Below are 16,972 nucleotides of genomic sequence, written 5' to 3'. Positions count from 1 at the left end.
TTGATTATGCCACGCCGTCCTGTCGGTCCAGGACGCCGGCCAGGGCCTGGTCGAAGCCGGAGGCCTTGCCCGCGGCCGCCGTCGGGTCCTGCTGACGGACGTCGATGACATGGCCGGTGAGCTCGGAAAGCAGCACGTCGAGGGAGGTGCGGGCGACCGCCTCGGAGGAGAGCAGGCTGCCCGCGGGCTCCTGGCCGAAGGCCTTGGTGCGCATGGGCGTCGCCGTACGCTCCGGGTTGACACAGTTCACCCGGATGCCGTCACCGGCCCACTCGTCGGACAGGGCCTGGGTGAGGTTCACCATTGCGGCCTTGGTCGAGGAGTAGAGGCTGTACTCGGCACGGCCGCGGGTGTAGCTGCTGGAGGTGTACAGCAGCAACTGGCCCTTCGTCTCGGCGAGGTACTTGTAAGCCGAACGTGCGATCTGCACCGGTGCCAGGTAGTTGACCTTCAGCGCTTCCTCGATGGTCGCGTTGTCGGTCTCGGCCAGCTTGCCGATGCGCAGCACGCCCGCGGTGTTGACGACGTAGTCGATGCGCCCCGTCTCGCTGTACGCCTTGGACAGGGCGTCGTCGACCTCCTCCGGGTTCTCCACGTGTGTGCCGGTGGTGGAGCGGCCCAGGGCGTAGACCTTGGCGCCGTAGGACCCGGCGAGTTCGGCGATGTCCTTGCCGATGCCGTACGAACCGCCGAAGACGACCACGGTCTTGTCGGTGAGGAGCTCGCGGTAGACCTCCTCGCCCATCTGCTCGGGGGCGGCCGAGGAGGCCAGCTGGAACAGCTTGTCGGCGATGAACACGTCGACGGGCTGGGTCACCTTCATGTTGTACTCGTCGCCCGCCACGACGTGGATCGGCACGTCGGGCAGGTAGCGCAGTACGACCGTGCAGTCGTCCGTGGCCTGGAAGTTGGGGTCGCCCGCCGCCACCTCGTACGCCCGGCGGATGGTGGACAGCTTGAACGCCTGCGGGGTCTGGCCGCGGCGCAGCCGGGAGCGGTCCGGGATCTCCGTGATGAACTCGCCGTCCTCGCCGTGCGTGCGCGTGACGATGATGGTGTCCGCGGACGGGATGGCGACGTCGACGGCCTGGTAACGCTCCAGCGCCGCCACGCAGTCGTCGATGACGCGCCGCGAGAGCAGGGGGCGTACGGCGTCGTGGAAGAGGACGTTGAGGTCCTCGCCGTCGGCCAGTCCCTCACCCAGGGCGGCGATGGCGCGCTCGGTGGTCTCGTTGCGCGTGGAGCCGCCCTCGATGATCGCCCGGACCTTCTCGAACCCGGCCTTGGACACGATCTTCTCGACGTCGGGCACATAGCCCGGCGCCATCAGCACGATGATGTCGTCGACCGAGTCGGCCTTCTCAAAGGTGGCCAAGGTGTGTTCGATGACGGCCTTGCCGGCGATCTTCAGCAGCTGCTTGGGGATCGACAGACCCACCCGCTGACCGGTGCCACCGGCCAGGATCACTGCGGTGGTACGGGGCTTGGCTATGCGCTGGGACACAGAGGACCTACCTTGGGACGACAGGGACGGTGAAAGCGTCCCACTTTCGGTTACCGCGATGCAAGGTGAGCGTCGTTCGCTGCAAATATGCTCGCAACCTGGCATTCACCTTCCACCGTCGGCGATTGCTGAGCCGTCGGCGCGACTTCCCGTGGAAGCCGCCTGGAAGCCTCCCGGAAACCCGGAAATCCTTGTGAGTAACTCCACAAGGCATAACCCCTTGCCGAGAGTGACGAGAATGACGGCAGCGACAGCGGCGATGACGACGGCAGTGACCACGGCGGTGACAACGGCGGTGACGAGGCTGACTCTAACGTCTGTGGAGGGGTGTCAGCGCCGCCACCGCCGTCGTCGCCGTCATCGCTGCTGGCGCCCTGTACAGGTCGTCGGCGGCCGCCTCGGGCGCGATCCGAGATCTTCACGTCCCGTGAGGTCGGACTACACGTGTTCTTCATATGAGAGGTCGGCCATTACCGCGGAATTCCACACGTCGCGCGACGCTGACTTTACGGGGTTGTCATTGGCCGGATTCAGGATTCGCGTGCATGACAAGTGCCCGAACAAAGAGGGACCCGTCGCGGGGCTGGCCGCAACGGGTCCGACGGGTGAGAGGGGGAAGGGGGAAGGGTGAGGGGGGAAGGGAAGAGGGCTAAATGGCTAGAAGGGCTCGAAGCCCTCGAACTCCTGGGCCGCCTCGTCGCGTTCGGCTTGCTTGTCCCGGCGGCGCTGGGTCGCGGGGCGCGGGGCCTCGAAGCGGTGGTCCTCACCGCGGCGGCCGAGCATCTCGGCGCCGGCCGTCACGGACGGCTCCCAGTCGAAGACGACCGCGTTGTCCTCGGGACCGATGGCGACGCCGTCGCCGCCGCGGGCGCCGGCCTTCATCAGCGCGTCCTCGACACCGAGGCGGTTGAGCCGGTCGGCGAGGTAGCCGACGGCCTCGTCGTTGTTGAAGTCGGTCTGGCGAACCCAGCGTTCGGGCTTCTCACCCCGGACGCGGAACAGACCGTCCTCCTCCAGGCTGACGGTGAAGCCGGTGTCGTCGACCGCCTTGGGACGGATGACGATCCGGGTCGCCTCCTCCTTCGGCTTGGCCGCGCGCGCCGTACCCACCATCTCGGCGAGGGCGAAGGACAGCTCCTTCAGCCCCATGTGGGCGACCGCGGACACCTCGAAGACGCGGTAACCGCGATCCTCCAGCTCCGGTCGCACCATCTCCGCGAGGTCCTTGCCGTCCGGCACGTCGATCTTGTTGAGGACCACGAGCCGCGGACGGTTGCCGAGACCGCCGTACTGCTTGAGCTCCTCCTCGATGATGTCGAGGTCGGAGAGCGGGTCGCGCTCGGATTCGAGCGTGGCCGTGTCGAGCACGTGCACCAGCACACTGCACCGCTCGACGTGGCGCAGGAACTCCAGGCCCAGACCCTTGCCCTGGCTGGCGCCCGGGATGAGGCCCGGCACGTCGGCGATGGTGTACACGGTCTCGCCCGCCGTCACCACGCCCAGGTTCGGGACGAGGGTCGTGAACGGGTAGTCCGCGATCTTCGGCTTGGCGGCGGACAGGACGGAGATCAACGACGACTTGCCCGCGCTCGGGTAGCCGACGAGGGCCACGTCCGCGACCGTCTTCAGCTCCAGGACGATGTCGTGGAAATCGCCGGGCTCGCCGAGCAGCGCGAAGCCGGGCGCCTTGCGGCGGGCCGAGGCGAGGGCGGCGTTGCCGAGGCCGCCACGACCGCCTTGGGCCGCTACGTAGGACGTCCCGTGGCCGACCAGGTCGGCGAGCACGTTGCCGGCCTTGTCCTGGATCACCGTGCCGTCCGGAACCGGCAGGACGAGGTCCTGGCCGTCCTTTCCGGAGCGGTTGCCGCCCTCACCGGGCTTGCCGTTGGTGGCGCTGCGGTGCGGCTTGTGGTGGTAGTCGAGGAGCGTGGTGATCGACTGGTCGACGACCAGGATCACATCGCCGCCACGGCCGCCGTTGCCCCCGTCGGGGCCGCCGAGCGGCTTGAACTTCTCACGGTGGACGGAGGCACAGCCGTGGCCCCCGTTACCCGCGGCGACGTGCAGTTCGACGCGGTCCACGAAGGTGGTCATGGTGGGTGCCTCCAGCACTACGAAAACAGGGGTATTACGCGGGTACTACTTGTACCGACTACTTGGTTAACACGCGAAAGGCGGACCCGCCTTCCCGTAGGGGAAGTGAGGTCCGCCTCGCGAAACGCTCGGTGTGAGCCGTGAATCAGGTGACGCAGGTGATGCAGCTGATTCAGGCAACCGGGACGATGTTCACGACCTTGCGGCCACGGTGGGTGCCGAACTGCACCGAACCGGCCTGCAGGGCGAACAGCGTGTCGTCGCCGCCACGGCCGACGCCCGCGCCGGGGTGGAAGTGCGTGCCGCGCTGGCGGACCAGGATCTCACCCGCGTTGACGACCTGACCGCCGAAGCGCTTCACGCCGAGCCGCTGGGCATTGGAGTCGCGACCGTTCCGGGTGGACGATGCGCCCTTCTTGTGTGCCATGTCTCCTCAGTCCCTTACTTCGCAGCCGCGGGGATCTCAGTGACCTTGATCGCCGTGTACTGCTGGCGGTGGCCCTGACGACGGCGGTAGCCGGTCTTGTTCTTGTAGCGAAGGATGTCGATCTTGACGCCCTTGTGGTGGTCCACGACCTCGGCCTGGACCTTGATGCCGGCCAGCACCCACGGGTCGCTGGTCACAGCGTCGCCGTCGACAACGAGCAGGGTCGAGAGCTCGACCGTGTCGCCAACCTTGGCAGTGGAAATCTTGTCAACCTCAACGATGTCGCCGACAGCAACCTTGTGCTGGCGACCACCGCTGCGCACGATGGCGTACACGCTGATCTCACTCTCTCGCTCTGGGACGGCACCCCCGAAGTCCAGCCACCCGGGAACGAACACGGACGGCCTCTCCCGACCACCGAAACACCGGCAACCAGGAGGAAAAAGGTTTACGGGGATGTGGCACGTCAGTCGACACGCCGAGGGTCAAGGCTACGGGCCGCGTCTCCGGGGGTCAAACCGGGCTGGGGCCCGCTCATCTCACCTGCACCTGACCTACGGCGAACCCGGATGTGTCGAGCTCGAAGTCGAAGGGTGCTGGGACACGCACAGGCTGCCCGAAGGGAACGTTGGTCCGCGACTGGTACCCCTCGGAAGACGGATCCCAGAGGACCTTGATCTCCCCGGCCCGCATATCGAGCAGCAGGTAGACCGGGACGACCCGCCCGTACGTCTCCGTCCTGTCGAGCCAGTCGACGTCCTCGGTGGAATCGGAGGTCAGCTCGGCGGCGAGGGAGAGGGCGGTGCCGTCGACGTGCCGACCTTCCGCGTCGAAGGCGGACTCGTCGGCGACGTGCAGGTCAGGCCCGTACGCACGCTCGGAGCGGGGGAAAGCGAAGAGAAACGGAGCCGCGTCCGCGTAGTGCCCATCGGGGGCATGCGGCCCCAGCTGGAGCCGCAGCGACTTGATGACCTTCATGTACAGCAGTTTCGGCCCCGGCGACACGACGATCTTCCCCCGGACGAGCTCGGCCTTGTATCCGGCCGGCGTGTCCAGTTCCTCGACGATCCGGAGCATCTCTCCGAAGGATCCGCTCGGCGGGACGTCATTGTCCCGGGGGTGCACGGACACGCTGGTCACCACGATCCTCCACCCACCTCGCACCACAGAAGCTTCCCGCCGCCCCCGGCGAGGCCGTCGCCGAGCGGATACCCACCCCACGTCTCGGCGTAATGGCATACGAGAAAGAGCCCGCGCCCGCCCTCGGCGTCAGCGCCCGCCGGAACGGGGAGACGGCGGGACCCGGACCGCGTGTCGAAGGGAGGCGGGATGTGTGGGTTGGCGTCCCAGACGCTCACCCGGAGCCGACTACGACCGAGACCGCGAAGGCGCAGAGCGGCGGGGCCGGTGGAGTGCCGGTAGGCGTTGGTGACGAGCTCCGTGGCCAACAGTTCGGCGGAGTCCTGTAGTTGGCGCATGCCGTGTCCGGCGAGAACGGCTCTGAGCGTGACGCGGGCGATCCGGGCGGCTCGTGGATCATGGGGCAGTTGAAGTGTGTACGCCCAGGTTGGAACCGCTTCGCACTCCGACGGGGATACGGTGACCATGAACGCCTCCTGCGGTGGGGGAAGTTGGCTCACTCGACGGTCCGGCCCGACCGGTCGGTGGCAGTGCCGCGCACGCACGTGATGTGCGGCGCGGTGCGCTTCCGGGTTATCGGCGGGGCTGGGTGAGCGGCTCGGGACTCACCGTAGAGCAGTTCATGGACTACATTCCATGAACTAAAGGGAATGCAGTCCCCATTGCCCTCCTGTGGGTGACTTACGCAACGCACGTACGAACGGGAAGTCGCAGTCGATGCCGCAACCGAGCCCCCTCCCCTCCGCCCGGCGCCGACGCCTCGGGGTCGAACTGCGCAGGCTGCGAGAGCGGGCCGACCTCTCCGCCACCCAGGCCGCAGCCCTCGTCGGAGCAACGCAGTCCCGCGTGAGCAACATCGAAGCAGGACGCTACGGAGTCAGCGCCGACCGCGTCCGCACCATCGCCCGGCACTACGACTGCACCGACGAACCCCTGATCGAAGCCCTCACCGCAATGACCGGCGAGCGCCGGCGCGGCTGGTGGGAGGAGTACCGGGACATCCTCTCCCCCCGAGTCCTGGACCTGACCGAGGTCGAACACCACGCCACCGCACTGCGCGTGGCCCACGTCATCAACATCCCCGGACTGCTCCAGACCCCCGACCACGCCCGCGCCCTCTTCAGCCACACCGTGCCGCCACTGAAGCCGCACGAGGTCGAGCACCGCGTCTCACACCGCATCAAACGCCAGGAAATCCTGCACCGCGAACAGCCCCCGCCCTACACGGCGATCATCCACGAGGCCGCACTCCGCATGCGCTTCGGCGACCGCGCGACCGTCCGGGCCCAGCTGTACCACCTCAACGAGATCAGCGAACTCAGCCACGTCACGATCACCGTCATCCCCTTCGAGAACGGCCCCTTCCACACCTCTGGCCAAGGAATCGACTACTTCCACGGCCCTGTACAGCAACTGGACACCGTCCAGCTCGACACCGACCATGGCGCAGAACTCATCGACTCCCCCGCCCAGTTGGGGCGTTACCGCACGATCCTGGACCGCACCTCTCAAGCGGCCCTCTCCCCTGCCGGGTCCAGCGACTTCATCTCCCAACTCGCTCAAGACCTCTAAAGGAGCCCTCCATGCCCGAACTGCACTGGCAGAAGTCCACGTACAGCCAGGAGGCGTCCGCGTGCGTGCACGTTGCTTCGGACCGGGTCGGAACTATCTATCTACTGGAAAGCGATACACCGGCGACGGCGCTTGCCACGGGGCCTACCCAACTCGCCGCGCTCATAGCAATCCTCACAGACACCGAGAAAAGCGCAGTGGGCCCCAACACATAGTTGAGACCCACCATCACATCGAAAATTTCGGGCAGTACACGACTACGGGAACTTACTCAGTTGTCCCCGATGCACGGCCGAGATCGCGCTTTCCTGGATCTCGATGTCCCCTGACTCAATGCGCTGCAGGAGCCATGGCCGCAAATCTCCGTAACTGACGTCCGGCGGGACGTCAACCGCCATCAGCTTCTGAAATCTTTCCGTGATCTCCCAGCTGCAGCCCAGTTCCCGCAGCCTGCGCTCCACCGAATCCCGTACCTCACTCCGCAGAAACACGATACGGACGGTCGAATGTCCGGACTCCGCGGTGAAGCCCTCATAGACGAGTTCTCGTCGCTCGTGGTCTGCACGAACCCTGACCAGGTCGCCGACCGCTACCCCCGGGTGAAGAACGGCGTGTTCACGAGCCGGATCTCGAACCTGACATCCGTCTTCTCACCCCAGAGGCGCTCCACCGAGACCGGAGGCCAGCCAGAGTCGTCCGATTTCAGGTCGAAAGCAACCTTGAACGTCTTCGCCCCACTGGCTGACACCGGTCGCTCATTCGACCAAGAAGAATCCATTCCCATGGCCCCAGGTAATCTCGGAGTTCGTCATCCCACTCTTCGACTGTTTCGCCAGCACAGCCTTCCTGACCGATCGCTGCTTCCGGAAGCGCCTGCATCGACGCCTCCTTCAGCATTCGTGACACACGACCAGCAGAAATAAAGGGATCACGTTCAGTTGAGACAGGGTTCTGCGCACCGTTCAGACGAATGGGTAGTCGGTTGGGTCACCCACATACTCGTCCACCGATCTGACCCTCAGGCCCCCAGTCGCCGACTTCTCAGCCTCTTGCAGGGCCTCCCTGATCCGCAATCCCTCTCGTGCGGCTGCAGTGATCACATGGATGCGGCGTGCACCTTCCGGAAGGTAGGTGATGTACGGCTCGGAGTAGACGGCCACGCCGTCACCGAGCCACCAGGAGGTCAGTTCCGATGAGGCAGGCCCCTCCGGAGACAGTTCTCCCACAGCAGCCAGGTCCGCCAGTGCAGCTAGGACGGCTGGGACGTCCTGCGGGGTGCCTTCGCACAGGGCCGGCCGCTGCCAACCAATCAGGTCGGCCCAAACGGCGCTCGCCTCGATCAAGTGACGTACATCGGCGTGCCAGGGCAGAAATTCTCCTGACCACGACACCCCAAAGTGGCCGTCCTCCCTGCAGACCAAGCCGCACTGCACGAACTGCGGCTCCGCGAAGTTGAACATCCAAGCGCCGGAACTGGAGAGCCGAGCCTTGCCCGTCTTCATCCCGAGGCGAATCCAGCCCTCCAGCTCACCGCCCAAGATGGGAAACGACAGTCCTCCGAAGCGCCTCTCGTGGGAGACCATGACGCCTCTCAGCTCTGCGGGAAGTTCCGTGGACGCATCAACCACCCCGCGAGGGGCTCGTCTGCCCCAGCTATCGAGAAAACGGCGACCCCTCGGCGTCAGGTCTTCCACCACGCCCCTGTTACCTCTTTCCGTCCAGGAAATCGAAGATCCTCACACATGACGGACACTTCGGATACAACTCCCCGTGCTACTCGGGGCCGTATTCCTGACTTCCGCCCATCACTTTCACCGTCGTGGACTGTGTGCCCGCCAGCGGTGCGCCTTGTTCCGCCAGGTGGTTCCGGCTCTACGCCCGCACGAGATCGAGTACCGCATCTCCCACCGCATCAAGCGCCAGGCCATCCTCCACCGAAGTACACGGCGATCATCCACGAAGCCGCCCTGCGTATGGGCTTCGGCGGCCGAGAAGTGGCGCGCGCCCAGCTGGACCACGTCATGAAGATGAGCGAACAGCCCCACGTCACCGTCCGGGTGATCCCGTTCGACGGCACGGCCTTCCCCACCGTCGGCCACGGCCTGCACTACGCGCACGGGCCGGTTCCCGCCCTCGACACCGCCCAGCTTGACGCGGCCCACGCAGCGAACTCATCGACTCCGTCGCACAGTTGGCCAAGTACCGACTCATCCTGGACCGCATGCAGCCGGCCACGCTGGAACCCGCACCTTCCCGCGACCTCATCCTCCGCATCGCCCAAGACACCTGAAGGCCAAGCCATGACCGAACTAAACTGGCAGAAGTCCACATACAGCGAGGAAGCCTCATCGTGCATCTATCTCGCCGTTACTCCCACCGGAACGATACTTTTGCGCGAAAGCGACGAGTTGGAGAGCGTCCTCACCACCAGCACACCTTCACTCGCTGCTCTAATAGCCAGCTTGCAAACAGCGGTACCAATAAGAGAACCTCAGCAGTGACATGACCAAGCTGCCGAGATGCCTTGAAAGCCTTCGCCGCGCAATATAAAGCAACTTGCTCTTCTGTATCGTTTTGAATATTTTCCCGAGAGTGCAACTTAGAGGAATTGATGCAGATACAGCCCGCTGGCGGTCAGTCCAGACTCTCGGCTAGCTCAATCCAGTCAGCCACTTCTCTCTCCCAATGAGACGGATCATCACTCTCAAGGAAGCCTGCCGCTGACCATCGATCCCACAACCCTCCAGGAGCGAGTAGTTCCTGCGAAATCCGTACGTTCAGACGCCTCTCTATAAACAGCAGCGCGCCAAGGCACCACGGCTGGTTTCCCCGATTTTGCAGCTCGCTCAAAGCGCCATCTAGATACTGCCTCAACGCACGCGCATCAGAGGGTTGACGGAACCGGGTCAGCGCGAATGCGACGCCTTTTCCCGTATGCCTGAGGTCACCCTCTTCGATAAGCCTGTGCAGATCCGCTCGAAATTCAGATTTCTGCGCGAACCCGATGAGCCAACACGCCGTAAGGACTTCTCGCCAGTCGCCCCCCAAGAGCTGCTCCAGATCGCTCGCCAGAACCTGCCGACCGTCGTCCATCATGGCCGCACCGAACTGCAGGGCCTGCTCTCGGCCACCCCTCATGAAGCTCCCGGAGAGGAGTTTCTTATACCTGTTCCCAGGCAAGCAATAGCGCGTGAACAGGTCACTCACACCGGTTCCAGACACACAAAACCCCTCTCCCGAAACAACTACTTTGATTCCGTCACCTAAAAGGCCCCCATTCGCAGCTCACCTGACACCCTGTGACGCGACCTTCAATAAGGACTTCCAACTCTTCGAGTCCCCGCTGTCCGGCAACTTTCATGCGGCTTGGGTCGACCGCACTGCGCGGAATTCTGAGCACCAAGGCCCCTCTACTGCCGAACTCTTCCGAGAACTCTCGTGCCGTCTCCAGGTCTGGCGACCACGACGTGTAGACACTCTCTGTGTCATCACCTGAATGCGCAATGGGATCGCTGTGCCCGCCGCGGGGATCGGCAATTCCTGCTTTCGCTTCCTCAAGCTTGTAGTGATTGTTGGTGACTCCTCGATAGAGGTATTCACCATCAGTGTCACCGAGCTCCGTAGCCCGGGCGAACACATCGTCCACCGTCGGATCGCAGTTGTGCACGAGTACCGGCGTAGCCCCCGCCAGCACATAGTACGTGTGCACGTCGCTGACCGTCAGATCGTGCGTGCGCTGACGCTTGTCGAAGCCGCGGATACCCGTGAGGTCGACCGACTTGCCCTCCGCGGTGTGCAATCGCATGCCGGGCTTAAGGTCGCCGGCCTCGATCCACCCCTTCTCGGAGTCCACCCAGAACGGATGGGTTGTGGTGGAGACCAGGTTCTCGGGCTTGCCGGACTTTCCCTTGATCGTCAGGTCGACGAAGTGCTTGTCGTCCTCGGTGACGATCGTGCCGACGACCTCGCGGATCGCCATTCCGCCCAGCTTCGGGTCGGTCACCTTGACCTTGTCGCCGAGCTTGACCTTTTCGATCGGCTTGGTCTTGCCATCGGCGAGCAGGACTTTGATGCCGGGGAGGAAACTGTGAGGTGCCTTGCAGGAGCCCTTGCCTCTCTTGAGGGCCGCCGCCGCCTTCGCCCTGGCCTCCGCCAGCTTCTCCGTGGCCTTGGCCAGTCCCATTCGGGCCTTGCCCAGGGCCTTGTTCGCCTTGAAGAGGCCCTTCGCGCCGCCTATCAGGTCCTTGACCAGGCCGGTCACTCGTTTGACGAGTCTGAGGCCCTTGGCCCACTTCCACGGGGCGCCGTACTTGGCCATGATCTTGCCGGCCAGGCCGCCCGCGAAGCTGCCTGCGATGTTGAGCAGGGTCTCGCCACAGGCGCCGACATCGCCGCTGGAGATGCAGTCCAGGGCCGCGTCCACGCCCAGGATGTCCCGGGCTATCTTGATCAGCGCCTTGCCCGCGGACTGCATGCGCCGCTTGGCGGAGGACTGTTGGGACTGTGCCGCCGCCACGTCCCCAGACGCCACGCTGACGTCGGACTGCGCCTGGCTGACATCCGAGACAGAAGGGACAGAGGGCGCACCGGGGCAGTGCATCTTGCTTTCCCGGCAGTCGACGACCATCAGTCCAGAGGGGTCCGCCTCCGTGACCGGCGAGTTGTTGGCGTAGGCATAGCCGTTGATCTGCTGCGGTTGGGTGTAGTCGATGATCGGGTCGACCGAGATGAACTTGCCGATCGCCGCGTCGTACTCCCGCGCTCCCAAGTGGGTCAGGCCGGTCGAGGCGTCGATCGTGCCGCCGACGTAGCCCCTCTCGCCGGGCCAGGGGCCGAGTTTCTCGCCGCGTTCGACGCCGAAGGGGTCGAAGCGCCGTTGGGAGATCGCGCCCGTCGCTGCGTCGATTGCCAGTTCGCCTGTGCCGTGGTGGTCGGCGGCGACGAAGGAGAGCTTTGCCGCGGTACGGACCGCGACGGTCTGGCCGGCGTACTCGTAGTAGCGGGTCGCTTCCTTCTTGGTGCCGTCAGCCGACAGCTTCAGCTCAGTGCCCGGCAGGTAGACGGTCGTACCCGAGGGATCCTTGCGGACGAGACGGTTGCCGGACGCGTCGTACAGGTAGCTGGTCTTCGAACCGTTCGCCTCGGTGACCTCGCCCACCTTGCCCGTGTCGTTCCAGGTCAGGGACTGGGCGTTGCCGCCGATCGTGCGCTTGGTGGTGTTGCCTGCGTCGTCGTACTCGTACGACGTCTGCCTGTCCCCGGTCGGGGTCTTCTCGGTGACCTTGGTGACCTGGTGCGGTCCGTCGCCGAGCGCGCCCGCGCCGCCGTACTCGTAGGTGCGGGTGATGTTCTTCGTCGCGTCGAGACCGGTGTCGTGGTGGGTCTCGGAGATTCGGTTGCCGATGGCGTCCGTCTCGTACGACTTCCAGTACGGGGCCGGGCCGCCGAGCGCGCTCGAACCGGCCGCGGTGTCACAGGCCGTGGGGCCGGTGCCGTTCACCGGGGTGGCGGAGCCGCGGGTACCGGAGCCGGCCGCGGTCGTTGCGGTGGCCGCCGGGGTCCAGGCGTCCGCCAGCCGCTGCCGGCCGTCGTAGGCGAAGCACTGCACGTCCGGCGTCGAGGCGTTCGCCGTGTCCGCGACAGACAGGACGTTGCCTGCCTGGTCGTAGGAGTAGTTCGCGTTCTTCGCCGGGGCCGTCGCGCCGTACACGTCGACCACCGAGCGGGTCAGCCGGTCGGTGCCCTTCTCATAGTTGAAGGTCTGCCAGACCTTCTTGCCACTGCCGTTGGACAGCTCCAACTGTTGGAGTTGGCTGGTCTCGGAGTAGACGGTGTCGGTGACGTACGAGTTGGCGTCGCCCGTCATCGACGTCGGCCGCTGCAGGTCGTCGTACGTGTAGACTAGGCTCTCCGCCGGCAGATCGCCGATGGCGGGCATGCCCGCGGTCTGGACTGTTCCGTCGGTGTGGTAAGTGGTGGTGAAGGCGTATGTGCCGGCCAGGGAACCCTGGGAGTTGGGGATCTGGTAGGCGGTTTTCAGCGGGCGGTAGAGCGAGTCCATCGACTGGACGACCGTGGCGAAGTACTCCGTCGGCGAGATGTAGCTGAGGAAGCCGTAGGCCTGGCCCAGCCAACCCGCCTTGTCGTACCTGGTCTCGCTCAGCTTGGTGCCGGTGCCGGCGTCGCCCTGCCACGTCGAGACAACGCGTCCGAGTTCGTCGTAGACCGTGGAGGTCTTCTTGTTGCGTCCGTCGTACGTGGCGATCGGGCGGTCCAGCTCGTCGTACTCCGTGCGTGAAGTGCCCGCGTCGGGATCGACACTCAGCTTCTTGCGGCCCAACTGGTCGTACTCGTAACGCCACACGTTGTCCTTGGCGTCGGTGACCGTCTCCAGCAAGCCCGCCTTGTTGTACGTGTACTTCGTCGAGTCGTACGGCACCCCTGCGCCGGGCGAGGAACCCCGGTAGTGGCGGATCTCGGAGACGTTGCCCTGGCCGTCGGTGATCGTCGTCGTGGGGACGCCGCCGACTGGCGGGTTCACATGGGTCGACTCACCGTCGTAAGCGGTCGTAGTGCGCCACTGTTCGGCGCCCGAGACCGCGAAGATGTCGGCCGTGGTCCGGCCCAGACCGTCGTACTCGATCAGGTTCTGCGAGCCCACCTGGCTGTCGCTCATGAGGAGCAGTTCGCCCTCGGCCGCGCCGGCCGCGTTGTACGTCGAGTTGGTCTTCCTGACGTTGCCGGTGGCGTCGTAGAACGTGTCGGCGACCATGCGGGTGCCGTCCGGGCCCTCGGTCTGGATCTGGCGGGGCCTGAGCATGCTGTCGTAGAGTTGGTACTCGGCGCCGTAGGTGCCGTCGTTCTCGATCTTCTCCGTCTTGATCGAGGTGACCTTGTCCTTGCGGACGTTGTACGAGTACCTGATGCTCGGCGTCTGCTTGCTCGCCCGGTCCGCCAGCCACACGGAGGTCAGGCGGCCCAGGGCGTCGTACGCGAGGTCGGTGCGCTTGCCGTTGGGGTCGGTCTGGCCGGCCGACATGCCCCAGGCCTGGGCGTAGTCGGTCGTGGTGGTGTGACCGAGTGCGTTGGTGACGACCGTCTTCGACAACAGGCCGTTCGTCTCGGTGTAGACGGTCTTCGTCTGGCTCGTCGTCCCGTACTGTTTCGCGTCCTGCTGGGACAGCGGGCGGCCGAAGTCGTCGTAGGTGGTGGCGCCGGTGACCTGGTACGTCGCCGTGGTGCCGTCGTGTGACGTCATCCGCTCGGTCTTGGTGGCGTCGCCCTTCGTGGGCGCCGCGCCGAACGCGCCCTTGTCGTACGAGGTGCGCTCGTCCGCCAGTACCTGGGTCCTGCGGTCGGGGGTCGTCGCGCACTTCACGGTGACGGACTCGCTGCGCGCGGGCAGCGAGAGGATGTTCTTCGCCGCGTTGTCCGCGTAGGCAGTACGGGTACAGGTGTCGTCCTTGGCGGTGGAGACGTCGCCCAGGTCGTCGACCTCCAGGACGCGGCCGGTGCCGTTGGACGTGTCGTACGTCGTCGTGGACTTCGTCTCGCGCCAGGTGCCGTCGGACTTCAGGCTGAAGCCACGGCCGGTCTGACTTCGCACGATCGCCGCGCGGGTGGTGCCCCAGCTCCTGGTCTGGGTGGCCGTGTAGTACTTCCACGGGGCGTCGATCGTCTTGGAGACCAGTTTGCCGCCGTCGTAGGTCGCCGCCTCCAACTGGTGGCCGGTGAACTCCTCGGCGTCCGTGTAGGAGGCTCCCGTGGAGTCCTTGACGGTCACCGAGCGGGCGTTCCCGTCGGCATCCTTGTCGCCGTCCATGCCCTGGAGGTACGTGTAGTCGACTCGGGTCGTCTGCTTGTCCGAGCTGCCGCTCGTGACCTTGACCTTGCCGTAGCCCTGCCAGCCGCCCCAGGTCAGGTACTTGTCATCGGTGATGCCGTCCGGCTTCGCCTTACGCCAGGCGGCGTCGCCCTGGTAGTCGTAGCGGGTGACCATCGAGTCGCCGCCGCCCGTGCGGTCGGTCTCGATGATCGCCGACACGACGTACTTGTGGAACCAGTCCGTGATCGGTTCCACGTAACCCGGTGGTGCCCACTTCACCGGATAGCAGCGCTTGGTCGACTCACCCGGCTTGGGCAGCGACGCCTTCGCGCAGTCGACGGGCGCGTAGGTGACGTCGAGTTGGGCGCCCGTCTCGCTGAGGACCATCGAGAGTCGGAAACGGTGGAACGGGGCGATGTTGTCGCCGACGGCGTCGACCCGGTTGGCGAGTTGCTCCCCGAAGAGCTCCACCGACGGCAGTTTCACCGCCGTACCGGCCCGGCCCTCGTGGTCGATCTTCGACAACCACAGCGTCTTGGAGTCGTCGCCGTTGTCCGTGAACAGGTGTGTAAAGCTCCAGGCGTCCACGTCCGCGTAGGTCGTGGCGTCCTTGCGCATCTGCGTGACGATCGACGTCAGCCGCTTGGTCGTCCAGAACGTCTGGACGGGTGATGTGCACTTCGTGCCGGACTTGCACTCCTGGTCGACCGGGACGTCCGGCCAGTGTGAAGCGTTCGCCTTGGTGCGCTTGCTTTCCGCGCAGTCGAAGTCGGTTGTCGGCAGGCAGCGTTCCGTGGTGTTGAAGACGACCCGGGCCGGAGCCTTCGCGGCGTAGACCTTCGTGTCCTGCTGACCGTAGTCGATGCGCTTGAGGTAGCCGCCGCGGTGATACGCGGTGCCGTTGACGTCCGTCTTGCCGTTCAGCGCGTAGAAGTTGGTCTCGCGGTCGTAGAAGTAGGACATGACGTTGCCGTGCGTGTCCTTGACGTAGTCCAGGCTCCAGCGCCACGCCTGCTGGCAGTACGCGCTGGTGAAGGCAGCGTTGTAACAGGGCTCACCGGAGTCGTCGCCGAACACCGGGGCCGTCCAGACCGAGTTGGTCTCCTCGTTGCCCGTGGCCCAGCCCGGCAAGCGGTTCAAGCCGAAGGAGTACTCGGTGCCCTCGGGGGTGGTGATCTTCCAGTGCTCGCCCTTGTCGCCCTTGTCGCCGGCGCTGCCGTCGTCGCCGTTGGTGGCTCCGGTCAGCCTCTCGACCTTGGTGCCGTCGTCGGACGACAGATGCCACTTGTCGGTCGTGTCGTCCTTGACCAACTCCCCCGACATGCCGTTGAGCATGATCGTGGCGTTCTCGAACGCCCAGCACTGCTCGCCGGAGCCGTCGTGGCCGTCGTCGGAACAGGGCTTGTAGCGGCGCTCGATGTAGCCGGGATCGTAGGAGAAGCCCTCACCGAGCCAGGAACCCTGGTTGTTGGTGGCCGAAGTACGGCCGTCCGCCGACTGGGAGGAGTAGCCGAGACCCACCGTGGGGACCAAGCCGCCGGGAGTCGGGACCGAGGTCAGCGGATAGTTCCAGCTGAACCCGCCCGAGGAGGGGGCGACATTCCAGCTCGAGGAGGGGGCCAGGGCCGTGGCCTTGTAGGTGCCCTGCGCGCTCGACGGTCCCGCCGCCACCGCCACCAGGGACGTCGCGTCGGCCGCCATCGTAGACACCCCGTCGGCCGAGCCCGGGGCGGCTGTCACATCGGCGGAGACGGTGCCCGCCTCCACGTCGTTCACCGTCGGCAGCACCGTGGGCTGCTGCGGGCACGCCTTGCTGCCCGGGATGGCGACCATGGCGCAGGCGGGCAGCTGGACGAGTTGGAGACGGGAGGCGTAGGAGCCGCCGAAACCCTCGGCGAACTCCGAGTAGTCGACCGTCAGCCGGACCTTGGCGGCCTTGCCCACGTCGTCCGCACGCGCGACGTGGAGGAGGACGCCGGCGCCGAGTTGAGCGGTGCGCTTCGGGTCGAGGACGTCGACACTGACCTTGCCCACGACATTCGCGGCGTTGGTCTGGGGCTTTCCGAGGCTGACCGGCAGACCGCCTGCCTCCGCGGTGCCCCCGAGCCGCACCTCGGTGCCTCCCTGCTCGGGCCACACCGCCTTGTCGAGCCCCGTGACCGCGGCCTTGTGCGCCGGGTCGGAGGGGCGGGACCTCGCTTTCGCGTCCGATCCCTTGGCGGGATCGCCGTCGTCCTGGACGCCGGGGCGGCTGGTGCGGCCCCGGTCGCCGTCGTCGAGCGCCATGGCCTGGACCGAGGAGGCGGACAGCGCGAGCGTGAGCCCGAGCACTGTCGCGGCGAGCATCGGTCTGGGCATGCGGCGGCTCAGTGAGCGGCCACGGAAGAACATCGGACAACTCCCTGATCGA

At 65.8% G+C, this 16,972-nt stretch carries 12 protein-coding genes and 1 pseudogene; 3 read left to right on the top strand and 10 right to left on the bottom strand.

What is annotated here, in order from left to right; all coding sequences use genetic code 11:
- Positions 1-4 precede the first annotated feature (4 nt).
- The 6 genes from ACIBTS_RS05005 to ACIBTS_RS04980 all read right to left on the bottom strand — a co-directional run bounded on the left by ACIBTS_RS05005 (position 5) and on the right by ACIBTS_RS04980 (position 5,632).
- Positions 5-1,504: an SDR family NAD(P)-dependent oxidoreductase gene (locus ACIBTS_RS05005; protein ID WP_399316679.1), complete on the bottom strand. Its 1,500-nt coding sequence runs from the start codon at positions 1,502-1,504 to the stop codon at positions 5-7.
- A 657-nt stretch (positions 1,505-2,161) separates the two neighbouring features.
- Entirely contained in the window at positions 2,162-3,598 is a 1,437-nt protein-coding gene (gene obgE, locus ACIBTS_RS05000; RefSeq protein ID WP_399316677.1) for a GTPase ObgE, read from the bottom strand.
- Between the two features lie 172 nt (positions 3,599-3,770).
- On the bottom strand, positions 3,771-4,025 hold the full coding sequence (gene rpmA, locus ACIBTS_RS04995) for a 50S ribosomal protein L27 (RefSeq protein ID WP_010041940.1): 255 nt from the start codon (positions 4,023-4,025) through the stop codon (positions 3,771-3,773).
- Between the two features lie 14 nt (positions 4,026-4,039).
- A complete protein-coding gene (gene rplU / locus ACIBTS_RS04990) occupies positions 4,040-4,360 on the bottom strand; it encodes a 50S ribosomal protein L21 (protein WP_007381993.1) in 321 nt (106 codons plus the stop codon).
- A gap of 199 nt (positions 4,361-4,559) precedes the next feature.
- Positions 4,560-5,165, bottom strand: a complete 606-nt coding sequence (locus ACIBTS_RS04985; protein WP_399316676.1) for a Uma2 family endonuclease — start codon at positions 5,163-5,165, stop codon at positions 4,560-4,562.
- Positions 5,162-5,632, bottom strand: coding sequence for an ATP-binding protein (locus ACIBTS_RS04980; protein ID WP_399316674.1), 471 nt, complete (start codon positions 5,630-5,632; stop codon positions 5,162-5,164). Before ACIBTS_RS04980 ends, ACIBTS_RS04985 begins: the two co-directional genes overlap by 4 nt.
- 250 nt (positions 5,633-5,882) lie before the next feature.
- On the opposite strand from ACIBTS_RS04980, the gene ACIBTS_RS04975 reads away from it, so the two are divergent.
- Together ACIBTS_RS04975 and ACIBTS_RS04970 are read left to right on the top strand one after the other, a co-directional pair.
- Positions 5,883-6,737 (top strand): helix-turn-helix domain-containing protein, encoded by an 855-nt coding sequence (locus tag ACIBTS_RS04975; RefSeq protein WP_399316673.1) that lies wholly within the window; start codon positions 5,883-5,885, stop codon positions 6,735-6,737.
- 11 nt (positions 6,738-6,748) lie between these two features.
- Positions 6,749-6,952, top strand: coding sequence for a DUF397 domain-containing protein (locus ACIBTS_RS04970; RefSeq protein WP_399316671.1), 204 nt, complete (start codon positions 6,749-6,751; stop codon positions 6,950-6,952).
- A gap of 42 nt (positions 6,953-6,994) precedes the next feature.
- On the opposite strand, the pseudogene ACIBTS_RS04965 reads toward ACIBTS_RS04970, so the two are convergent.
- Both ACIBTS_RS04965 and ACIBTS_RS04960 read right to left on the bottom strand, forming a co-directional pair.
- Positions 6,995-7,333: pseudogene (locus ACIBTS_RS04965) on the bottom strand (DUF4265 domain-containing protein); the annotation flags it as partial.
- 366 nt (positions 7,334-7,699) lie between these two features.
- A complete protein-coding gene (locus ACIBTS_RS04960; RefSeq protein WP_399316669.1) occupies positions 7,700-8,434 on the bottom strand; it encodes a hypothetical protein in 735 nt (244 codons plus the stop codon).
- A gap of 276 nt (positions 8,435-8,710) precedes the next feature.
- On the opposite strand from ACIBTS_RS04960, the gene ACIBTS_RS04955 reads away from it, so the two are divergent.
- Entirely contained in the window at positions 8,711-9,238 is a 528-nt protein-coding gene (locus ACIBTS_RS04955) for a Scr1 family TA system antitoxin-like transcriptional regulator (protein ID WP_399316667.1), read from the top strand.
- Positions 9,239-9,371: 133 nt separating this feature from the next.
- On the opposite strand, the gene ACIBTS_RS04950 is transcribed toward ACIBTS_RS04955, so the two are convergent.
- A complete protein-coding gene (locus tag ACIBTS_RS04950) occupies positions 9,372-9,944 on the bottom strand; it encodes a DUF6000 family protein (protein ID WP_399316666.1) in 573 nt (190 codons plus the stop codon).
- Positions 9,945-9,996: 52 nt separating this feature from the next.
- A complete protein-coding gene (locus ACIBTS_RS04945; protein WP_399316664.1) occupies positions 9,997-16,920 on the bottom strand; it encodes a polymorphic toxin-type HINT domain-containing protein in 6,924 nt (2,307 codons plus the stop codon).
- Between the last annotated feature and the right edge of the window lie 52 nt (positions 16,921-16,972).

Source organism: Streptomyces sp. NPDC050121, assembly GCF_044460385.1.
Taxonomy (GTDB): Bacteria; Actinomycetota; Actinomycetes; order Streptomycetales; family Streptomycetaceae; genus Streptomyces; species Streptomyces soliscabiei.
This window is presented reverse-complemented; position numbering and strand designations above follow the sequence as displayed.